Source organism: Verrucosispora sp. WMMC514 (assembly GCF_027497295.1).
GTDB lineage: Bacteria > Actinomycetota > Actinomycetes > Mycobacteriales > Micromonosporaceae > Micromonospora > Micromonospora palythoicola.
In genome coordinates this window covers 1986111-2006712 of sequence record NZ_CP114906.1, presented here as the reverse complement: position 1 = coordinate 2006712, position 20602 = coordinate 1986111, and the positions used below count along the sequence as shown (strand labels likewise).

Below are 20602 nucleotides of genomic sequence, written 5' to 3'. Positions count from 1 at the left end.
CCTAGGGTCACTTGCAAAACACAAGTGACTTGGAGGAGTCCGTGATCGTACCCGCGCGTACCCGGTCTTCCTGGTTGTCGGGTCCACCCGCGATCGTCGCCGTGGGCTGGTTCTGCGTCGCGCTCGCGGCGAGCGCCCTGGGTGCCTTCCGCACCCCACCGGGCGCCCCGCCGGTGGCTCTGGCCCTCGCCGCCGGGGTCCCGCCGCTGACCGTGCTCGTCCTCGCCGTGTGCTCGTCACGGTTTCGCGCCTGGGCCCGCAGCCTCGAGCTACGGTTCCTCACCCTGTTGCAGACCTGGCGGGTCGCGGGACTGGCGTTCCTGGCGCTCGCCGCCGTCGACGCGCTGCCGGCTGGCTTCGCCCTGCCGGCCGGTCTCGGCGACGTGGCCATCGGGCTGACCGCACCACTGGTGGCGGCCTTCGTGGTCGACCGCGCCAACCGGGTCTTCGTCGCCTGGACGGCCCTGGGCATCGCCGACCTCATTCTCGCCGTCACCCTCGGCGTCCTCTACTCGGCCAGTCCGGCCGGTCTGCTGCGCGCCGATCTCGACACCGGACTCATGTCCACCCTGCCGATGAGCCTCGTCCCCGCCTTCGGTGTCCCCATCACCCTGGTCGCCCACCTGCTGTCGCTGATCAGGCTCTCCGGGCGCTGAGCGTACGCCGCACCGACCGCCGGATGGTGGTGCCTCGACACGGACGGCTACTTTCAGTGCCACACGAGACACCGAACCGTAGCGAGGTTGCCAATGGGTGTAAGCCTCTCCAGCTCCCGGTGGCGCTCGGTGGCCACCACGGCGGCGGTCGCGCTGACCCTGCTGCTCGGTGCGGCGGCCGGCTGCGACAGTCGGAAGGAGCCGGATCTGCCGTCCGTGCAGGAGAAGCTCCGCGAGTCGCACATCTGGGGCCAGCCGGTCCTACGGATCGGGGTGGCCGACGACGAGCCGCTGATGGGTGAGATCCGGGACGGCGACCACGTCGGTTTCGACGTCGAGATCGCCCGGTACATCGCCGCTTCCCTCGGCTACGAGGGAGAGCACCGACTGGAGTTCGTGGCGGTGTCCACGGAGGACCGGATCCCGGCCCTGCAGGGCGGGGTGGTGGACCTGGTGGTCTCCAGCTTCTCGATCACGGAGGAACGCAAGAAGCTCGTCAGCTTCGCCGGGCCGTACTTCGTGACCACTCAGGAGGTGCTGGTGCCGACCCGGCACAAGGACACCATCCGCACCATCGAGGACCTGCGGAACCCGACGTACCGGATCTGCACCAGCGGCGGCTCCACCACCGAGGCGGAGTTGGAGAAGAACCAGGTCCGCACGCTTGTGGTGAAGGACGTCTGGGACTGCGTCAAGGGCATCCGGGCCGGCAAGTACGACGCGGTCAGCTCCGACGAGACGATCCTCGCCGGCTTCCTGGCCCGGTACCCGACCGAGTTCGAGATCGTCGACATGCCGTTCGGCACCAGCGAACTACTCGGCGTCGGCGTGCCGATCGGCGACCCGGCGCTGCGTGACCTGGTCGCCTACTTTCTCGACAAGAGCTACCAGCAGGGACGCAGCGGAGAGGCCAGTCCGTGGCTGACCGCGTACAACCGCACGTTGGGGCCGTGGCTGCGGGGCGAGAAGCGGCAGCCGCAACCACTCGACGTACCGAGGCTCGTGGACTTCGACGACAAGGCACCGCAACGATGAGTGCGGCACCCGCCACCACCGCCGACGAGCCGGGCACCGACCGTCCACCGCCGCCCGTGCTGCGGACGGCCGCGCCGCCACCGGGGTTGCCGATCCCGGCGGGGCGGACCGAACCCGACCCCGGCGCGCTGCGGACGGAGGCGGCCGGCGGCTGGGATCAGGTGGAGCGGCGGGCCCGCGCCAGCCAGTCGTTCTGGACGGCGGTGGTCGGCGTACCGGCGATCTTCTCGGTGCTGCGGCTCGGCATCGAGGCCGGCGGAGAGTTGCAGACCACCTTGCTGCTGGTGGCCAACGTGGGCCCGGTCAACCTGCTCGCCGGCTTCCTCACCACGGCGGCCCGCCTGCTCTCCACCGTGCTGGTCGCGGTGTTCGCGCTCGGCGGGGTGCTCGCCGCCAGCGGTCATCCGCTGACCCGCCCGCCGCTGTTCGCCCGGTGGACGCAGATCACGCCGAGCTGGTTCGTCGCGGCGAGCTTCCTGATGGCGCTGGTGACCTGGCCGCTGCTGTACCTTCCGCTGCTGCTGCCCACCTTCGCGGCGGCCTTCCAACTCCGGCCGGAACGCCTGCACGAGCGCCCCGCCGTCCGTACCCTGATCGTCGTGGCGGCGTACGCCGGCTACCTCTGGCTGCTCGTGCCAACGCTGCGCGACGCCTGGCGGCAGGGCGAACCGCTGCCGATCGTGCTCCTCGTCGGACCACCGCTGCTGGCCCTCTTCGTCGCCGGACCGCTGCCCAGCGTGGTCATCCGGCCGCTCGCCCCGGTGACCCAGCTCGCCGTGCTGGTGGTGCTGGTCTGGGCGGCGCTGCCGGTGATCAGTACCCCGGTGCTGCCGCTGACGGTGACCACGGTCGGCGAAGCGGGCGCGACCTCTGTCGACGCCACCGAGGAGATCCGTGGACACGTGGTCACCACCGACGACGTCAACATGGTGATCCTGCAGGAACGCGGCGGGGTGCGGTACGTGCCGGTCGACCAGGTACGCGGACAGGTGCTCTGCCCCTCGGAGGAGGAACTGCCCCGGTACCGGCTGCGCATCCACGACTTCCACGTCGAGGACTCGCTGCTGGAGGGGCTGGGCCGGCGGGTACGCCCGGTCCACCGGGTGGACGCCGCCTGCCGCTGAGCCGGCGGCGGCAACGCGTCCGATCGGGTGAAGGGGCGAGTCAGTAGGACTTGTCCTGGCTCAGCACGTGTTGGGCGACGAAGTTGAGGATCATCTCCCGGCTGACCGGGGCGATCCGACCGGCCCGTACCGCACCGAGCAGGGTGGCCACGCCGTACTCGGTGGTCATGCCGGCGCCGCCGAGCGCCTGCACGGCCGTGTCGACGGCGAGCGCGGCGGCGTCACCGGCCGCGTACTTCGCCATGTTGGCGGAGACGGCGGCCTCCAGGTCGCGGCCGGCGTCGTAGAGTGCCGCCGCCTTCTGGATCATCAGCCGGGCCAGCTCCACCTGCACCGCCGCGTGCGCGAGTGGATGTGCCACTCCCTGGTGGGAGCCGATCGTCCGGCCGCCCCACACCTTCCGGGTCGCGGTGTACTCCGAGGCGCGTTCGATGGCGTACCGGCCGGTGCCGGCACCCATCGCGGCGACCGTGATCCGCTCCGGGTTGAGCCCGGCGAACAGCGCCGGCAGCCCGGCGTCGAGCGACCCGCCGACCAGCGCGTCGGCGGGCAGCCGCACCTCGTCCAGGTAGAGCAGGAACTGGTTCTCCGGGGAGACGATCTCCATGTCCAGCTTGGACCGGGTCAGCCCGGCCGCGTCGGTCGGCACGATGAACAGCGCCGGCTTCAACTTTCCTGTCGAGGAATCCTCGGTCCGGGCCACCACCAGGATGAACTGGGCCTCGTCGACGCCGGAGATGTAGCACTTGCGACCGGACAGCACCCAGTCGTCACCGTCGCGGCGGGCCACCGTGGCGAGGCGGTGGAAGTTCGAACCGGCCTCCGGCTCGGTGATCGCAAAGACGATCTTCTGGGAGCCGTCGGCCAGCCCGGGCAGGTGGCGTTTGCGCTGCTCCTCGGTGCCGTGTCGGTTGATGACGGTGGCCGCGATGGCGGGGGAGACCACGAGCAGCAGCAGCGGGCAACCGGCGGCGGCCAGCTCCTCGCAGACGATGGCCAGCTCGGTGATGCCGCCGCCCCCGCCGCCGTACTCGGTGGGGATGTTGACGCCGAGGTAGCCGAGTCGGCCGGCCTCGTGCCACAGCTCGGTGGTGTGCTCGCCGGCCTTCGCCTTGTCCACGAAGTACCGGTGGCCGTACCGCCGGCCCAACGCCCGCACGGCGTCGCGGAGTTGGTCCTGCTCGGAGGTGAGGTCGAAGTTCATGACGGCGACTCCTCATCGGGGGTGACCACGGCCAGCACGGCGGCCGTGTCGACCTGACCGCCGGCCGGCACCGGAAGCTCGGTGACCAGACCGTCGGTGGGGGCGAGCACGGGATGTTCCAGCTTCATCGCTTCCAGGGTCAGCAGCAGGTCACCGGCGGCCACCCGCTGACCGACCTGGACGTGCACCCGGGCCACCGTGCCGGGCAGCGGCGCGAGCAGCGACCCGGCGGCCAGCTCCGCGGTGGGCAGCGGGAGACGGGGCAGCTCCGTCAGGCTCGTCGCCCCGTCCGGACCGGCCACGAAGACCCGCGACCCCACCCGGTGTACGCGGTAGGCCCGCCGCACCCCGTCGACATCGAGCACGACCCGCTCCGGGCACGCCTCGACCAGCTCGACGGCCGGCGTCGCCGGCCCGGTGTCGGTCCCCGAGGCGGTGCCGGCGGAGGCGGCGGGAGAAACCGACCACTCGGCGAGGCTGCCCGAGCGGTCCAGCCGGTAGCAGGTCTCGATCTCGTCGCCGTCCGCGCCGGCGAACCGGACGACCTGCGGGAAGGCGGGCACATTGCGCCAGCCCGAGGGCAGGCCGGCCAGCACCGGGGCGGTAGCCCGGCGAGCGGCGGCCGACGCCAGCGCGGCGGCCAGGGCGACCAGGGGCACCTCGGCGGCGGGCAGGATCGGCTCGAAGACCGCAGGGTGCCGGTCCAGGAAACCGGTGTCGATGTCGACGGCGGCGAACTGCGGGCTGCGCAGGACGCGGACCAGCAGATCCCGGTTGGTGGCCACACCGTGCAGTTCGGCGCGGGCCAGCGCGCCGGACAGGGCCCGGGCCGCCTCCGCGCGGGTGGGTGCCCACGCGATCACCTTGGCGAGCATCGAGTCGTAGTGGATGCTCACCGCCGACCCGTCGACCACACCGGAGTCCAAGCGCAGACCCGGTGTGACCAGCGGCCCGAACTCGGCCGCCACGCCGGGTACGGCGAACCGGTGCAGGGTGCCGGTCGCCGGTCGGTACCCGTGCGCGGGGTCCTCGGCGCAGAGCCGTACCTCGATCGCGTGTCCGGTGGCCGGTGGCGTCGCGGCCAGCGGCAGCGGTGCGCCCTCGGCGACCAGCAGTTGCAGCCGCACCAGGTCCAACCCGGTGGTCAGCTCGGTGACCGGGTGCTCCACCTGGAGTCGGGTGTTCATCTCCAGGAAGTGGATCTCCCCGTCGGGCGCGAGCAGGAATTCGACCGTGCCGGCCCCGACATAGTCGACCACTCGTCCGGCGGCCACCGCCGCCGCGTGCAGCCGCTCCCGCACCTCGTCGGCCAGGACGCCGGGTGCCTCCTCGACGATCTTCTGGTGACGGCGCTGGATCGAGCAGTCCCGCGCGCCCAGCGCCACCACCGTCCCGAGGCTGTCGCCGAAGATCTGCACCTCGACGTGCCGGCCCCGTTCGACGTACCGCTCGATGAAGACCGTGTCGTCGCCGAACGCCGACGCCGCCTCGCGGCGCGCGCCGGCCACGGCCTCGGTGAGCCCGGCGGCGTCGCGGACCACCCGCATGCCGCGCCCGCCGCCCCCGGCGGACGCCTTCACCAGCACCGGGAAGTCCGTCACCTGCCCCGGGTCGGTCCAGGTGGGCAGCATCGGTACGCCGGCCTCGGCGAGCAGCGCCTTGGCGGCCAGCTTGTCCCCCATCGCGGCGATCGCCTTCGCGGGCGGGCCGACCCAGGTCAGGCCCGCGTCGGCGACCGCCGTGGCGAACTCGGCGTTCTCGGCGAGGAAGCCGTAGCCGGGATGGACGGCGTCCGCACCGCAACGGCGGGCCGCGTCCAGGATGAGATCGATGCGCAGGTACGTCTCGGCGGGCGCGTTACCGGGCAGCCGGACGGCCTGGTCGGCCTCGGCGACGAAGGGCGCGTCGGCGTCCGCGTCCGAGTGCACGGCGACCGTCCCGATCCCGAGCGCCCGGCAGGTGGCGAAGACCCGACGGGCGATCTCCCCCCGGTTTGCGACCAGCAGCTTCCGAATCACCTGCTGTATCTCCTCTCGTTCGCGACTGCGGGACTCCGCTTCGCTGCGTTCCTCGCGCTCACATCCGGAAGATGCCGAAGCCGTCGGCGCCCTGTACCGGTCCGCTGTGGACGGCCGAGAGACACAGGCCGAGCACGGTACGGGTGTCCCGCGGGTCGATCACCCCGTCGTCGTAGAGCCGACCGGAGAGGAACAGCGCGCCGGACTGGGACTCGATCTGCTGCTCGACCATCATCCGCATCGCCGCGTCGGAGTCCTCGTCGAACTCGTGGCCCCGCGCGGCGGCGGCCTGCCGGGCCACGATGGACAGCACCCCGGCCAACTGCGCCGGCCCCATCACCGCAGACCTGGCGTTGGGCCAGGTGAACAGGAACCTCGGCTCGTACGCCCGGCCGCACATGCCGTAGTTGCCCGCGCCGTACGAGGCGCCCAGGTTCACCGTCAGGTGCGGCACCGTCGAGTTCGACACCGCGTTGATCATCAGGGCGCCGTGCTTGATGATGCCGCGTTGTTCGTACTCGGTGCCGACCATGTAGCCGGTGGTGTTCTGCAGGAAGATCAGCGGGGTGTCGGCGGCGTTGGCGAGCTGGATGAACTGCGTCGCCTTCTGCGCCTCCTCGCTGAACAGCACACCCCGGGCGTTGGCCAGCACGCCGACCGGGTACCCGTGCAGTTCGCCCCAGCCGGTGACCAGCGCGGTGCCGTAGGCCGGCTTGAACTCGTCGAACTCGCTGCCGTCGAGCACCCGGGCGAGCACCTCGCGCGGATCGAAGGGCACCTTGAGGTCGGCGCTGGCGATGCCCAGCAGCTCCTCCGGGTCGTACTTCGGTGCTCGCGGCACCGGGTTGCGCGGCGCCGGACCCCGCTTGCGCCAGTTGAGTCGGCGTACGCACTGTCGGGCCAACCGGATGCCGTCGCGCTCGTCGACGGCGAGGAAGTCGGCCAGGCCGGACTTCGTCGCGTGCATGGCCGCGCCGCCCAACGACTCGTCGTCGGCATCCTCACCGGTGGCCATCTTGACCAGCGGCGGCCCGGCCAGGTAGACCTGCGAACGGTCCCGGATCATGATCGTGTAGTCGGACATCCCGGGCACGTACGCGCCACCGGCGGTGGCGTTGCCGAAGACCACGCTGACCGTGGGGATCTTCTCGGCCGAGAGCCGGGTCAGGTCGCGGAACACCCGGCCACCCGGAATGAAGATCTCCGCCTGGGTGGGCAGGTCCGCGCCGGCCGACTCGACCAGGTTCACCATCGGCAGCCGGTTGGCCAGGGCGATCTCGCCGGCCCGCCGGGTCTTCGCCAACGACCACGGGTTCACCGCGCCACCGCGTACCGTCGGATCGTTCGCGACGACCAGACACTCCACGCCCTCGACCACACCGATCCCGGTCACCACGCTGGCCCCGACCGGAAAGTCGGTGCCGTACGCGGCGACCGGCGACAGTTCGAGGAACGGGCTGTCCTGGTCCAGCAGCAGCTCGATGCGCTCGCGGGGGAGCAGCTTGCCGCGCCGGTGGTGCCGGGCCACGTACTTCTCGCCGCCGCCGGCCCGGGCGGTGTCGAGCGCGGCGTCCAGCTCGGCGAGGCTGTCCAGCAGCGCGTCCCGGTTCGCGCGGAACGTCGGCGAGGACGGGTCGATCGCGGTGTCGAGTGTGCTCAAAGGCCCATTCCCTTCGCGATGATCTCGTTCATGATCTCGGTGGTGCCGCCGCCGATGCCGAGGATCCGGGCGTCGCGGTAGTGCCGCTCCACCTCGGCGTCGCGCAGGTAGCCGAAGCCGCCGTGCAGTTGCAGGGCCTGGTCGACGACCCGGTCGGCGGCCGAGACCGCCACGTTCTTCGCCATCGCCACCTCGGTCACCACCGGCTCGCCCGCGGCCACCCGGGCGGCCACCTGGTGCACGTACGCCCGCGCCGCCTCGGCCCGGGTGTGCATCTCGGCCAGCCGGTGCCGGACCAGCTGCCGGCTCGCCAGCGGCCGGCCGAAGGTCGACCGGTCGCGACACCAGCTGACGGCCAGCTCGACGCAGCGCTGCGCGATGGCGTACGCCTGGGTGGCCAGGGAGAGACGTTCGGCCGCGAACTGCTGCATGATCGCGAGGAAACCGGTGTCCTCCTCGCCGATCCGGTTCGCCACCGGCACGCGAACGTCGACGAAGGAGAGCTCGGCCGTGTCCGAGCAGTGCCAACCGAGCTTGTCCAACCGTCGACCCACGGTGAAGCCGGGGGTGCCCTTGTCGATGACCAGCAGGCTCAGCTCCCCGCCGCCCGGCACGCCGGTACGGACCGCGGTGGTCACGAAGTCCGCCCGGACTCCGCTGGTGATGTAGGTCTTCGCGCCGTTGACCACGTAGTGGTCGCCGTCGAGGCGGGCGTGAGTGCGGATGCCCGCGACGTCCGAGCCGCCGTCGGGCTCGGTGATGGCCAGCGCGCCGATCATCGAACCGGCAAGGGTCGGCCGGACGTACCGGTCGATCAGGTCGTGCTCCCGGCCGGTCGGGTCGACGCTGCCGGGGGCGTCGCCGGATCGTCTGGGGAGTTTGCCGCCCGAGCCGGCCCCCGCCGCGGCGACCATGTGCGGCAGCGCGATGCCGTGCGTGAACAGGGCGGCGACCAGCCCCGACGAGCCACCCGAGCGGATGATCTCCTCGGTGACGATGATCGAGTCGAGCAGGTCACCGCCGCTGCCGCCGACCGCCTCGGGAAAGCCGATGCCGAGCAGGCCGGTCTTGGCGGCCGTCGCGTGCAACTGGCGGGGCACCTCGCCGGCCCGCTCCCAGTCGGCCAAATGCGGCAGCACCTCCCGGGTCACGAAGGCGCGGGTCAGCTCCCGCAGCTGCCGCCGCTCGGGAGTGTCCACGATCGTCACGACCGCACCTCCCGGCCGACCGGTGCGTCGCCGGCCGCCGGTTCGACCGGTAGGTCGACGATCCGCGAGCGGAGCAGCTCGCCGAGCGCCTTGGCCTGCGGGTCGAACCGGGTGGAGGCGGCCACCCCGGCGCCGAGCAGTCCCCGGATCACGAAGTTGACGGCGCGCAGGTTCGGCAGTTCGTACCGCTCAACGGTCAACGGAGCGGTCTCCGGCAGCAGCTCCGCCAGCCGCGCCACGGTGAGCCAGCCACGCAGCCAGGCCCAGGTCGAGTCGGTACGCGCCCAGACCCCCAGGTTCGCGTCGCCACCCTTGTCACCCGACCGCGCTCCGACCACCTCACCCAGCGGGCCCCGCCGGGTCGGACCGGTCGCCGCCGGCCCGGCCACCTCGGCCGCCGGCTCGCCGACGACCGTCCCGGTCACCGGCGGCGGATCGATCGGCATCCGGGTGCCGTCGGGAAGCACGGCGACGTGGTCGACCGCCGCCTGCGGCACGGCGTCGGCGGTGAAGACGCCGTACGGGGTGGCGTCGCCGGGCAGGGTGGTCAGGGTGCAGCCCGGGTAGGAGGCCAGGGCCAGCTCGACCGCCGCCGCGGAGAACGCCCGTCCGGCCCGCGTCCGGTCACCGTCGCGCAGGTGCACGTGCAGCAGCGCGCTGGCCGTCTCGGTGTCGGCGGCATCCGGGTGGTCGGTACGGGCCAGGGTGAACTCCAACCCGTCCGGGCCGACCGCCCCGGTCAACTGCTCCCGGACCAGCTCCGCCTTGGCCGGGATGTCCAGCCCGCAGAGCACGAACGTCATGGAATTGCGGAAACCACCGAGGTTGTTCACGCCCACCTTGAGCGTGTCCGGTGGCGGGGTGCCCCGGGTGCCGCTGACGAGCACCCGGTCCGGACCGTCCTGGCTCAGCCGGACCGAGTCGAGCCGGGTGACCACGTCCGGGCCCAGGTACGCCGGCCCGCCCACCTCGTACAACAACTGCGCGGTGACGGTCTCGACGGTGACCGCGCCGCCGGTGCCGGGATGCTTCGTGAGCACCGCCGAGCCGTCCGCGCGCAACTCGGCGACCGGAAATCCGGGTCGCCGCCCGCCGTCGGGCAACTCGGTGAAGAAGCTGAAGTTGCCGCCGGTGACCTGCGCCCCGCACTCGATCAGGTGCCCGGCGACGGTGGCGCCGGCCAGCGCGTCGAGGTCGCCGCGCCCCCAGCCGAACCGGTTGATGGCCGGGCCGACGACCAGCGAGGCGTCGGTGACCCGGCCGGTCACCACCACGTCCGCCCCGGCGTCGAGGCAGGCCGCGATGCCGAACGCACCGAGGTAGGCGTTCGCGGTCAGCGCGTCCGGCCGGGCCAGGGCGTCGCCCTCGACGTACCCGATCCGGACGGGCAGCCCGAGCCGGTCGGCAAGGGTGCGGATCGCGGCGGCCAACCCGGCCGGGTTGAGTCCACCGGCGTTCGTGACAAGCGTGACCCGCCGGTCGAGCGCGGTGCCGAGACAGCCCTCCAGTTGCCGGAGGAAGGTCTTCGCGTAGCCCAGATCGGGGTCCCGCATCCGGTCCCGGCCCAGGATGAGCATGGTCAACTCGGCCAGGTAGTCACCGGTCAACACGTCCAGCCCGCCGCCGTCGAGCATCTCCCGCCAGGCGGAGAACCGGTCACCGTAGAAACCGGAGGCGTTGCCGACCCGCAGCACGCCGCTCATCGGCGGCACCCCCGGGTCGCCGTCGCGTGGCCACGTCGCGCGTTCACGGCTGCGCTCCCGACGCTGTCGTGCGGGGAGCGCGGCCGGTGCCGGGCGGGCCGGCGAAGGCCTGGGCGACGTCCAGCCACCCGTCGGCGACCGGCCCGGTGGCGACCAGAGCGGTGTCGGCGCGGTGCCGGCGCCGGGTCACCAGCAGGCAGAAGTCGAGCGCCGGACCGGTCACCCGGTCGGTGGCGTCCGCCGGGCCGAAGGTCCAGTTCTCCCCGCCGGGTGCGGTCAGCTCCACCCGGACCGGCACCGTGGGCACCGCCCGGCCGTGGGCGGCGAAGCTGTGCCCGACGGTACGGAAGCCGAGGTAGGCGATGTGTCGCAGCCGGTCGGTGGTGGCCCGGGTGACGCCGAGCGCCTCGGCCACGTCCTCGCCGTGCGCCCAGGTCTCCATGATCCGGGCCGTCGCCATCGAGGCCGGTGACATCCGGGTTCCGTACCAGGGCAGCTTCTCTCCGGCGGGCGAGGCGGCCAGGGCTGTCGCGAGTGCCGACCGGCCCTCCCGCCAGCGGGTGAGCAGGACGGCGGGCGGGGCGAGGAAGGCCACCGCGCCGTCGTCGACCAGCCGGCCAGGGTCCGGTGCGGCGGTCACCGAGGCGTAGAAGGCGTCGGTGTCGGTCGCGGCGAGCCGGGCCACGTGATCCGTCCAGGCCAGGTGGGCGATCTGGTGGGCGATCGTCCAGCCGGCCGCCGGAGTTGGTCGCTGCCACTCCTGCGGCGGCAGCGGCGCGACAAGCGCGTCGAGCTGCTCGGACTCGGTGGCCAGATCCGTGAGCAGGGCGGTCAGGTCGACCATGGTGCCTCCGGGCGGGTGGGGCCGGTCAGGGAGCGGTGTCGGTGGCGGCGAGCAGCGCGGTCAACTGGGTCTTCCAGACATGCAGCAGCGCGGTGCGGCGGGTCGAGTCGTCGCTGAGCAGGTTGGCCACGCCGAGCCCGCGCAACAGGTCCAGGGTGGCCTGCACCGCCTCGCGTACGCCGGGGCGCCGCTCGTCCACCCCGAGCAGTTCGACGGTCAGCCGGTGCATCTCCCGACCGATCCGGGCTTCCAGCGGCAGCAGGGCGGTCCGCAGCTCGGCGTCGGTGCGTGCGGCCACCCAGAGTTCGAGGGCGGCGACGAAGAGCGGCCCGGTGAAGGCGGCGGCGAGCAGGTCCACCACCCGGTCCAGCCGGTGGGCGTCGGCCGGCAGGGCGTCGGCCTCGGCCCGCAACTCGGCCGCTCGCCGCTCGGTGAGGTGCCCGACGGCCGCGGTCACCAGGGCGGTCCGGGTCGGGTAGTGGTGCAGTTGGGCGCCCCGGGAGACGCCGGCCCGAGCGGCCACCACGGTGGTGGTGGTGCCGGACCAGCCGTGCTCGACCAGGCAGTCGACGGTCGCCTCCAGCAACCGGGCCCGAGTGGCGCGACTGCGTTCCTGCTGGGGCACGCGGGTCGATGCGGCGGGCATGCGGACAGCCTGCCGTCCACGAAACAAACAGTCAAGACTGACTTTTTAAAGAGCCACGAACGCCTGCGCGGTGCCGACGAAGGTCCGCCGGCACCGCGCAGGTGAGTTGTCGTCGAGGGTCAGACGCGCGCCCGGCGGGCCAGACGCTCCGGGTCGAGGATGATGATGCTCTTGCCGTCCAGGCGGAGCCAGCCGCGCGAGGCGAAATCGGCGAGAGCCTTGTTCACCGTCTCCCGGGAGGCGCCGACGAGCTGGGCGATCTCCTCCTGGGTCAGGTCGTGCGTCACCCGCAGCACGCCGCCGTCGCGGGTGCCGAAGCGCCCGGCCATCTGGAGCAGGTTCTTGGCCACCCGGCCGGGCACGTCGGTGAAGATCAGGTCCGCGAGGGCGTCGTTGGTCCGGCGTAGCCTGCGGGCCAGCACCCGCAGCAACTGCTCGGCGATCTCCGGGCGGTTGTTGAGCCACGGCCGCAGCGCCTGCTTGCGCAGCCGGGCCAGCCGACTGTCGGTGACCGCGGTCGCGGTCGCCGTACGCGGACCCGGGTCGAACAGCGACAGCTCGCCGACCATGTCCGACGGACCCATCACGGCGATCAGGTTCTGCCGTCCGTCCGCTGCCCGGCGGCCAACCTTGATCTTGCCGGACAGCAGGATGTAGAGACTGTCGCCGGGCTCGCCCTCGTTGAAGACGACCTCGCCCTTGCGGACCTCGATCGTCTCCATCTCCTTGGCGAGCGCCTCGGCCGCCTCCGGGTCGACACCCTGGAAGATCCCGCTGCGGGCCAGTACCTCGTCCATCGCGCACCTCCGGTTGCGCGTGCCGTCTGCTCGGCCTGGGTCCGCCGTCCGCTGATCCCTCGCGCGCCGACCAGTCTAGGCGCACGTGAGCAGGAATCAGAGGCGCACCCCTGGAATCTTGATCGTTGGGCGTAACGTGCCCGTCGTGATCACCATCTAGAATCCCGCGCCTGGTCAGGCCGGGAGCGGCGGGGCGAGGACCCGGACGTAGGGTCACCCCGTGCTGCCCGAGCCCCTGCTGACCACCCGGCGCGAGGACGAACGCGACATTCCGGTGCTTGTCTGGCGTGCCGGGCGACCGCTGCTGGCGGTCAGCTCCGCGCCGCTGGGCGGTGGCATCGGCGTACGCCGGTGGGTGCTGAACGCGACGGTGCCCATGTCGTACGACCGGAACGACCCCGCCGACCACCTGGCCGAGCTGGCCCGGGAGTTCGGCCTGGACGGGCCCGGGGTGGGCCTGCTGACCGGGGTCGACGTGGCCGAGGTGGCGCGGCGAACCGACACCGGCGTGCAGGTCTGGGCCACCGTCGGGCTCGGTACCCCGGTGCCGGCGGCGGCGCCGAGCGTGGCGGCACCGGCGCAGCCGGTCGGCACGGTGAACATCGTGGCGTACGTGCCGGCGCGCCTCGGCGACGCGGCGCTCGTCAACGTGGTCGCCACGGCCACCGAGGCCAAGGCGCAGGCGATCGCGGAGCTGGGGCTGCCCGGCACCGGTACGCCGACGGACGCGGTCGCCGTGCTCTGCCCACCGGACGGGCCGGTCAACGCCTACGGCGGACCGCGCTCCACCTGGGGAGCGCCGCTGGCCCGGGCGGTGCACGCCGCCGTGCTGGCGACGGGTCGCGAGACCGTCGTCCCATGGTCGGATCGGCTCCGGGGCTGAAACTACCCACCCGATCGGCGGTCGATTCCGCGATATCCGCCCGGTAGGGTCGCGCACGATGTACGCTGCCGCCCCCGCCACGCCCCGCCCCCGCCGCCACCCCCTCGCCGCGCTGGGGGTGCTGCTCGCCGCCCTGCTCCTCGCCGGCTGCGCCGGCACCGACGAGGGTCCGCTCTGGCAGCCCGGCACGGGCGGCGGCGAGGGGGCACCCGTCGAATCGGCCGCCCCCGAGGTCAAGAAGATCTCCCTCTCCGCCACCGGCGACATCGTGATGGCCATGGCGCCCGACCGGCTGCCCCCGAACAACGGCAAGGGCTTCTTCAACTCGGTGAAGAAGGCGCTCGCCGCCGACCTGGTGATGGGCAACCTGGAAGAGCCGTTGACGGTGGACACGGGCACCGGCAAGTGCGGTGCCAACTCCACCCGCTGCTTCCAGTTCCGGGCTCCGCCGGAGTACGCCGCCCATCTCGCCGACGCCGGTTTCGACCTGCTCAACCAGGCCAACAACCACGGGTACGACTTCGGGCCGAAGGGCTACGAGAACACCCAGAAGGCGCTGGAGGAGCACGGGCTGGAGCACACCGGCGCGCCCGACCAGATCACGGTCGTCGAGGTGAAGGGCGTCAAGGTCGCCGTCGCCGGTTTCTCGTCGTACCAGTGGTCGAACAGTCTCACCGACATCCCGGCCGCGAAGAAGGTGATCAAGAAAGCCGCCGACCAGGCCGACATCGTCGTGGTGCAGGTGCACATGGGGGCCGAGGGATCGGAGATGACGCGGGTGCGGCCCGGCACCGAGATGTTCCTCGGCGAGAACCGGGGCGACCCGATCAAGTTCTCCCGGGCCATGATCGACGCCGGGGCCGACCTGATCGTCGGGCACGGACCGCACGTACTGCGCGGCATGGAGTTCTACAAGGGCAGGCTGATCGCCTACAGCCTGGGCAACTTCGCCGGCGGCGGCAACTCGCTGAGCAACAACGGCCGACTCGGTTGGGGCGGCGTGCTCAAGGTGTCCCTCGAAGCGGACGGCACCTGGGCCGGCGGGTCCTTCACCTCCACGTACATGGACGGGGCCCGCAAGCCCACCATCGACCCCGACGACCGTGGTCTGGGGCTGCTCCGGGACCTCACCGAGCTGGACTTCGCGAAGACCGGCGCCCGGTTCACCGACTCCGGAAAGATCAGCCCGCCCGACGCGGACTGATCTCCGGCGGCACAGGCTTCCGAGCCGGTCGGACCGGCGACGTAGGCTGGCCGTCGTGACCAGAAGCGCTACCGAGACCGACCTGGGACGCACCCGTCGCGCGCGGCGGATCGGCCGTGTGCTGACCGAGACACACCCCGACGCGCACTGCGAACTCGACCACGGCAGCCCACTGGAACTGGCCGTCGCGACCATCCTGTCGGCCCAGTGCACGGACAAGAAGGTCAACGAGGTCACTCCGAAACTCTTCGCCCGCTATCCGACCGCCGCCGACTACGCCGGGGCGGATCGCGGCGAGGTCGAGGAGACGATCAAGCCGACCGGCTTCTACCGCAACAAGACCACCTCGTTGATCCAGTTGGGCCAGGCCCTGGTCGAGCGCTACGACGGCCGGGTACCCAACCGGTTGGCGGACCTGGTCACCCTGCCCGGCATCGGCCGCAAGACCGCGAACGTCATCCTCGGCAACGCCTTCGACGTGCCCGGCATCACCGTCGACACGCACTTCCAGCGGCTGGTGCGGCGCTGGGAGCTGACCACCGAGACCGACCCGGTCAAGATCGAGCACGAGATCGGCGCGATGTTCCCGAAGCGCGACTGGACCATGCTGTCGCACCGGATCATCTTCCACGGCCGCCGGGTCTGTCACGCCCGCAAGCCCGCCTGCGGCGCCTGCACCCTGGCGAAGCTCTGCCCCTCGTACGGCACCGGACCGACCGAACCCGCCGCTGCCGCGAAGCTGCTCAAGGGCCCCCGCGCCCGTGACCTCGCGACCGCCGCGGGAGTCGACCCCGAGCTGGTCCCGGCGCAGGCGGTGCGGGCGGAGGCACCGTGAACCGCCGGCTCGCGCTGCTGACCCTGCCGCTGCTGCTGGTGCTCGCCACCGCCTGCACCGCCGACCGCGAGGCCCCCCGGCCGGCCGGGCAGGGCACGGTGGCCGCCCGTCCCTCCCCGTTCGAGGGCTGCGCCGACCTCACCGAAGGCCCGGCCGGTCCCGGCGACGACGAGGCGACGGGTGACCCGCTGCCCGAGTTGACCCTCACCTGCTTCACCGGTGACACGCCGGTCGCCCTGCGGGACATCCGGGGACCGGCCGTGGTCAACATCTGGGCCTCCTGGTGCCCGCCCTGCCGCAAGGAACTCCCCGCCTTCCAGCGGCTGCACGAACGCGCCGACGGGCAGTTGCGGGTCATCGGGGTGAACACCCAGGACAGCCGCAGCGCCGCGCAGTCGATCGGCGAGGACTTCGGCGTACGGTTCCCGATGCTGTTCGACCAGGGCAAGGCGTTCCAGCGGGCCCTGGAACGCAGCGCGTTCCCGATGACGGTGTTCGTGGGTGCCGACGGCGGCGTCCGGTACATCGACACGTCGGGTGCCCTCGACGACGCCCAACTCGCCGAACTCGTCAAGCAGCACCTCGGCATCGCGGTACCGGCGTGAGCGAGGTGCCAGCCGGCGTGAGCCCGGGCCGGGAGGCGGCCGGCGCGTCACGGCCGGTGCCTGACTGGCTGGACCCGCTGCTCGGTCGGCTCGGCACCGCGCGCACCGAGGACTTCACCCAACTGCGTACGCCGGACCAGGGCGGCCGGGAGAGCGCCGTGCTGGTGCTGCTCGGCGAGGACGCCGCCACCGGCCCGGACGTGCTGGTGCTGCAACGGGCCGCGACCCTGCGCAACCACGCCGGTCAACCGGCCTTTCCCGGCGGCGCGGCCGACCCGGAGGACGCCGACGCCGCAGCCACCGCGCTGCGCGAGGCGAACGAGGAGGTCGGGCTCGACCCGACCAGCGTCACCGTGCTGGCCCAACTGCCGAGGCTGTGGATACCGGTGAGCGACTTCGTGGTGACCCCGGTGCTCGCCTGGTGGCACGCACCGCACCCGGTGGACTCCCGGGAGCCGGCCGAGGTGGCGCACGTCGCCCGGCTGCCGATCGCCGAGCTGGTCGACCCGGACAACCGGGTCCGGGTACGCCACTCGAGCGGCTGGGTCGGTCCGGCCTTCTCCGTACGCGGGATGCTGGTCTGGGGGTTCACGGCCGGGGTGCTGGCCGCGCTGTTGGAGATGGGCGGCTGGAGCCGTCCGTGGCCGCGCGGGCGAGTGATCGATCTTCCCCCGGTCGGCGCCGCACCCGCCCCGTCGGCCGGCACCGACGAGGCCGACGAGAGCGCCCTGCGCTGATCTGACCGTCACCTTCCGCAAGCGATCGTCTTCGCGTGAGCCCCCGCCCCGTACGCTTGAGCCGTGTCGGCCGTGGATCTCGTCCTGCTGTTGCTCATGCTCGTGTTCGCGATCAGCGGATACCGACAGGGGTTCGTCATCGGGGTGCTCTCGTTCTCCGGGTTCTTCCTGGGCGCCCTGATCGGCCTGCAGCTCGGCCCGATGTTCGCCCAGCAGTTCGTGGACAGCGGCACCCGGGTGCTGGTCTCACTCGTCGCCATCTTCGGCCTCGCCGTGGTGGGCCAGGCGCTGGCCGGCTGGCTCGGCTCGCACCTGCGCCGCACCATCGCCAGCGACGTGGGACGGCGCGCCGACGACATCGGTGGCGCGTTCGTCTCGCTCTTCGCGGTGCTGCTGGTGGCCTGGCTGGTCGCCGTGCCGCTCGGCTCCTCCTCGCTGCCCTGGCTCGCCGCCTCCGTGCGGAGCAGCGCGCTGCTCAACGTGGTGGACCGGGTGCTGCCCGACCAGGCTCAGCAGCTCTCCACCGCGCTGCGCGACACCGTCGACACCAACGGCTTCCCGGACGTCTTCGACGGGTTGCGGCGTACCCAGGCCCGGCAGGTCGAGCCACCCGACCCGGCACTGGCCGGTTCCGAGGTGGTGAGCAGTGGCCAGCGCTCGGTGGTGAAGGTGCTCGGGTCGGCACCGAGCTGCTCGCGCCGGATCGAGGGGTCCGGCTTCGTGTACGCCGACGACCGGGTGATGACCAACGCTCACGTGGTCGCCGGCACCCGCTCGGTCGCGGTGGAACTGGGCGGCGACCGGTACGAGGGCGAGGTGGTCGTCTACGACCCCGACCGGGACCTGGCCGTGCTCTACGTACCCGGACTGCCCGGCCCGTCGATGCGGTTCGCCGCCGGGAACGCCTCCACCGGGGCGGACGCGATCGTCCTCGGTTTCCCGCTGGACGGGCCGTACAACGCCCAGTCGGCGCGGATCCGCGACGTCGACCGGATCACCGGGCCGGACATCTACTCGTCGGGGAACGTGAACCGGGAGATCTACACGATCCGGGCCCTGGTCCGCAGCGGCAACTCGGGCGGTCCACTGGTCTCCTCGAACGGCCTGGTGCTTGGGGTGATCTTCGCGGCGGCGGCCGACGACCCGAACACCGGGTTCGCGGTCACCGCCGCCGAGGCCCGCCCGGTGGCGCTGGCCGGTGCCGAACGCACCCGGGGCACCGACACCGGCGACTGCACCTGACGAGAGGTCAGCCCGACCGACGCCGGGACCAGACGGTGAACCCGGTCGCGGTGGCGACGACCACCGCCGCGCCGAGCAGCCATCCGGCCAGCACGTCGCTGCTCCAGTGGACGCCGAGCGCGACCCGGCTGAACCCGGTCACCAGGGCGATCGTCAGCGCACCGAGCCAGACCGCCGTGCGGGTCGCGGAACGGGGCCGGGTCCGGGGCAGGAACACCACGAGCAGGATCCCGGCGGCGAGCATCGCGTTCAGCGCGTGACCCGACGGGAACGCCAGCCCGGGTGCCTGCGCCACCGGGTCGGGCAGATCCGGTCGCCGTCGGCCGACGAGCAGTTTCAGCAGGGGGCCGAGCAGACCACCGAACACCATTGTGGTGGTGGCCCAGACCGCGAGCCGCCGGGCACCGTCGCGGGCCAGCCAGACCACCAGGACCAACGCGGCGGCCCGCAGGGGCATCGGTGCGAAGAGGTCGGTCCAGAGGCTCATCGCCCGGACCCAGACCGGGTGATCCAGAGCGTATCCGTGCAGCTGAGTCGTGATCGCCAGGTCGAGTCGGCGCAGCGGCGGCCAGTCACTCAGCACCAGCGTCGCGAGCAGGGCGAACGGCGCGACCAGCAACACGCCGGAGACGGCGTGTGCCGACCGTGCGGCCGGCCGGTCGTCCGGCCGTCCGGCATCGTCGGGGTCGGCGGGAGCCGTCGGACCGACTCGCTCGAAGGTGCCCACGGCGATCGTTGTACCCCGCTGGCCGGGCCCATCCCGGTAGATGCGCGAAAAATGCCGCGCTGACGTCAGCGACGGTCGGTCAGCGGTACGACCGCCGGAACCGACGCAGCATCAACACCGCACCGGTGAGCAGCGCGACGAGGATGGCCGAGCCGATCCAGAGCCGCTCCGAGCCGGCGTCGTCCGGCGAACCGGCGGCCCGGGCCCGCCACCGGGTCTCCTGCCCGGAGCCGGTCAGACCGAGTTGTTCGGCGTCGGGATCGCCCGTCGTCGCGGAGCCCGGCGCGGGACCGAAGCCGGTCACTCCGGGCGGGTCGTTGTCGTCCAGCGGGTTCTCGTACGACGACGGCACCTCGGCGGTCAACGCCGCGACCGGGTCCACCAGGCCGAACCCGAACCGCTCGTCCCGACCGGTGGGCCCGATGTCCCTGGCGGTCACCAACAGCCGGTTGACCACGTCACCGGCGGACAGCTGCGGATAGCGGGATCGCACCAGGGCGGCGGTCGCGGCGACCAGCGGCGCCGCGAAGCTGGTGCCCTGCACCCGCCAGTAGCCGCCCGGGGGACGAGCCCCCACCAGCCCGCTGGCGGGGGCGGTGAGGACCGTGGCCCGACCGGTGATCGCGCCGCTCCACAGGTTGTCGCTGTTGCGCTCCAGGCCGGAGACCGCGATGACACCGGGCTCGCGGGCCGGGTACCACACCTTCGCCTCGGGCGAGGTGGCGAGATTCCCGGTGCAGGCGACCACCACGACGTCCCGGGCGAAGGCGTAGTCGATCGCCGCGGCCAGCGCCGCGCTGTCACCGCTGCCGCCGAGCGACAGATTGATCACCTTCGCGCCGTTGTCGACCGCCCAGCGCACACCCTTGGCGACGATCAGCGCGTCGTCGTAGCGGTTCTCCGCGTCCAGCACCCGCACGGGCAGGATGCGGGCGTCCGGCGCGAGCCCCACCACGCCGCGGCGGTCGTCGTTGCGCCCCGCGATCAGGCCGGCCACCGTCGTACCGTGCCCGACCGGATCCGCCTCGGCCGCCCCGCTCGGCGCGACCAGGTCGATCCCGGGTAGCACCTGGCCGGTCAGGTCCGGGTGGGAACCGTCCACCCCGGAATCGATCACGGCCACGATCACACCGCGCCCGGTCGAGGTGCGCCAAGCGGTCCGCGCGCCCAGCTTGTCGAGCTGCCACTGCTCGTCGCGGACCTGGTCGGCGCGGCGCGCCGAGTCGGGGTTGTGCGCCACCGGCGTGCCGACCGGAGACACCTGGACCGGTACGGCGGACGCGGGCACGACCGCGATGGCGGCCGACAGCGCGGCGGCGGCCGTCGCGAGCAGCGCGCGGTGGGCGAACCGCCCGGCCCTCGCCGGGCCACGGTGCCGCAGCCTGGTCACATCCTCAGCCATTCGTCGCAGGACACATGACGTTCGGAGATTACCGGTTTCGACCCGCCTACAGGGACGTTCCGTGGAGTCGGC

At 72.5% G+C, this 20602-nt stretch carries 19 protein-coding genes; 9 read left to right on the top strand and 10 right to left on the bottom strand.

The genetic code is table 11. From position 1 onward, the window contains the following. Positions 1-41 precede the first annotated feature (41 nt). The 3 genes from O7597_RS09170 to O7597_RS09160 all read left to right on the top strand — a co-directional run bounded on the left by O7597_RS09170 (position 42) and on the right by O7597_RS09160 (position 2815). Positions 42-656 carry a hypothetical protein gene (locus O7597_RS09170; protein ID WP_281582454.1) on the top strand — a complete coding sequence of 205 codons (615 nt, stop codon included), beginning with the start codon at positions 42-44 and terminating at the stop codon, positions 654-656. Between the two features lie 93 nt (positions 657-749). Beyond that, complete coding sequence (locus O7597_RS09165) at positions 750-1691, top strand: transporter substrate-binding domain-containing protein (RefSeq protein ID WP_164448651.1); 942 nt, start codon at positions 750-752, stop codon at positions 1689-1691. Next, on the top strand, positions 1688-2815 hold the full coding sequence (locus O7597_RS09160) for a hypothetical protein (protein ID WP_281582453.1): 1128 nt from the start codon (positions 1688-1690) through the stop codon (positions 2813-2815). The genes O7597_RS09165 and O7597_RS09160 overlap by 4 nt, the downstream gene beginning before the upstream one ends. Before the next feature lie 40 nt (positions 2816-2855). Here the strand turns inward: O7597_RS09160 and O7597_RS09155 are convergent, their stop codons facing one another. From O7597_RS09155 to O7597_RS09120, 8 genes are all read right to left on the bottom strand, one after another. After that, the gene (locus O7597_RS09155; protein ID WP_281582452.1) at positions 2856-4019 is read right to left on the bottom strand and encodes an acyl-CoA dehydrogenase; all 1164 of its coding nucleotides are present in this window, start codon (positions 4017-4019) and stop codon (positions 2856-2858) included. Further along, on the bottom strand, positions 4016-6037 hold the full coding sequence (locus tag O7597_RS09150) for a biotin carboxylase N-terminal domain-containing protein (RefSeq protein ID WP_281582451.1): 2022 nt from the start codon (positions 6035-6037) through the stop codon (positions 4016-4018). Before O7597_RS09150 ends, O7597_RS09155 begins: the two co-directional genes overlap by 4 nt. A gap of 58 nt (positions 6038-6095) precedes the next feature. Beyond that, the gene (locus O7597_RS09145; protein ID WP_269738585.1) at positions 6096-7697 is read right to left on the bottom strand and encodes a carboxyl transferase domain-containing protein; all 1602 of its coding nucleotides are present in this window, start codon (positions 7695-7697) and stop codon (positions 6096-6098) included. Next, complete coding sequence (locus O7597_RS09140; protein ID WP_269738584.1) at positions 7694-8905, bottom strand: acyl-CoA dehydrogenase family protein; 1212 nt, start codon at positions 8903-8905, stop codon at positions 7694-7696. The genes O7597_RS09145 and O7597_RS09140 overlap by 4 nt, the downstream gene beginning before the upstream one ends. Next, positions 8902-10608, bottom strand: a complete 1707-nt coding sequence (locus O7597_RS09135) for an acyclic terpene utilization AtuA family protein (RefSeq protein ID WP_269738583.1) — start codon at positions 10606-10608, stop codon at positions 8902-8904. The genes O7597_RS09140 and O7597_RS09135 overlap by 4 nt, the downstream gene beginning before the upstream one ends. A gap of 43 nt (positions 10609-10651) precedes the next feature. Beyond that, on the bottom strand, positions 10652-11452 hold the full coding sequence (locus tag O7597_RS09130; protein ID WP_269738582.1) for a TIGR03084 family metal-binding protein: 801 nt from the start codon (positions 11450-11452) through the stop codon (positions 10652-10654). A 25-nt stretch (positions 11453-11477) separates the two neighbouring features. After that, positions 11478-12098 carry a TetR/AcrR family transcriptional regulator gene (locus O7597_RS09125; RefSeq protein WP_269738581.1) on the bottom strand — a complete coding sequence of 207 codons (621 nt, stop codon included), beginning with the start codon at positions 12096-12098 and terminating at the stop codon, positions 11478-11480. A gap of 119 nt (positions 12099-12217) precedes the next feature. Beyond that, positions 12218-12895: a Crp/Fnr family transcriptional regulator gene (locus O7597_RS09120; protein ID WP_013736306.1), complete on the bottom strand. Its 678-nt coding sequence runs from the start codon at positions 12893-12895 to the stop codon at positions 12218-12220. Positions 12896-13115: 220 nt separating this feature from the next. Between O7597_RS09120 and O7597_RS09115 the strand changes: the two genes are divergently transcribed. The 6 genes from O7597_RS09115 (at position 13116) to O7597_RS09090 (ending at position 18401) form a co-directional block, all read left to right on the top strand. Then, on the top strand, positions 13116-13778 hold the full coding sequence (locus O7597_RS09115) for an adenosylcobinamide amidohydrolase (protein ID WP_269738580.1): 663 nt from the start codon (positions 13116-13118) through the stop codon (positions 13776-13778). 58 nt (positions 13779-13836) lie between these two features. Beyond that, positions 13837-14982: a CapA family protein gene (locus tag O7597_RS09110; protein WP_269738579.1), complete on the top strand. Its 1146-nt coding sequence runs from the start codon at positions 13837-13839 to the stop codon at positions 14980-14982. Positions 14983-15037: 55 nt separating this feature from the next. After that, on the top strand, positions 15038-15817 hold the full coding sequence (gene nth, locus O7597_RS09105; RefSeq protein WP_281582450.1) for an endonuclease III: 780 nt from the start codon (positions 15038-15040) through the stop codon (positions 15815-15817). After that, entirely contained in the window at positions 15814-16422 is a 609-nt protein-coding gene (locus tag O7597_RS09100) for a TlpA disulfide reductase family protein (RefSeq protein WP_269738577.1), read from the top strand. Before nth ends, O7597_RS09100 begins: the two co-directional genes overlap by 4 nt. 5 nt (positions 16423-16427) lie before the next feature. Then, positions 16428-17159 carry a CoA pyrophosphatase gene (locus O7597_RS09095; RefSeq protein ID WP_269738759.1) on the top strand — a complete coding sequence of 244 codons (732 nt, stop codon included), beginning with the start codon at positions 16428-16430 and terminating at the stop codon, positions 17157-17159. A gap of 63 nt (positions 17160-17222) precedes the next feature. Then, positions 17223-18401, top strand: coding sequence for a MarP family serine protease (locus O7597_RS09090; RefSeq protein ID WP_281582449.1), 1179 nt, complete (start codon positions 17223-17225; stop codon positions 18399-18401). A 7-nt stretch (positions 18402-18408) separates the two neighbouring features. Here O7597_RS09090 and O7597_RS09085 read toward each other — a convergent pair whose 3' ends face one another. Continuing rightward, positions 18409-19023, bottom strand: a complete 615-nt coding sequence (locus O7597_RS09085; RefSeq protein WP_281583222.1) for a phosphatase PAP2 family protein — start codon at positions 19021-19023, stop codon at positions 18409-18411. A 184-nt stretch (positions 19024-19207) separates the two neighbouring features. Then, positions 19208-20530 (bottom strand): type VII secretion-associated serine protease mycosin, encoded by a 1323-nt coding sequence (mycP, locus tag O7597_RS09080; RefSeq protein ID WP_281582448.1) that lies wholly within the window; start codon positions 20528-20530, stop codon positions 19208-19210. Positions 20531-20602: the final 72 nt, after the last annotated feature.

What these genes read in the sequence shown, in the direction of transcription:
- O7597_RS09165 (WP_164448651.1), top strand. Translation starts at nt 750, where the DNA reads ATGGGTGTAAGCCTCTCCAGCTCCCGGTGGCGCTCGGTGGCCACCACG.
- O7597_RS09160 (WP_281582453.1), top strand. Translation starts at nt 1,688, where the DNA reads ATGAGTGCGGCACCCGCCACCACCGCCGACGAGCCGGGCACCGACCGT.
- O7597_RS09155 (WP_281582452.1), bottom strand. Translation starts at nt 4,019, where the DNA reads ATGAACTTCGACCTCACCTCCGAGCAGGACCAACTCCGCGACGCCGTG.
- O7597_RS09135 (WP_269738583.1), bottom strand. Translation starts at nt 10,608, where the DNA reads ATGAGCGGCGTGCTGCGGGTCGGCAACGCCTCCGGTTTCTACGGTGAC.
- O7597_RS09130 (WP_269738582.1), bottom strand. Translation starts at nt 11,452, where the DNA reads ATGGTCGACCTGACCGCCCTGCTCACGGATCTGGCCACCGAGTCCGAG.
- O7597_RS09125 (WP_269738581.1), bottom strand. Translation starts at nt 12,098, where the DNA reads ATGCCCGCCGCATCGACCCGCGTGCCCCAGCAGGAACGCAGTCGCGCC.
- O7597_RS09120 (WP_013736306.1), bottom strand. Translation starts at nt 12,895, where the DNA reads ATGGACGAGGTACTGGCCCGCAGCGGGATCTTCCAGGGTGTCGACCCG.
- O7597_RS09110 (WP_269738579.1), top strand. Translation starts at nt 13,837, where the DNA reads ATGTACGCTGCCGCCCCCGCCACGCCCCGCCCCCGCCGCCACCCCCTC.
- mycP (WP_281582448.1), bottom strand. Translation starts at nt 20,530, where the DNA reads ATGGCTGAGGATGTGACCAGGCTGCGGCACCGTGGCCCGGCGAGGGCC.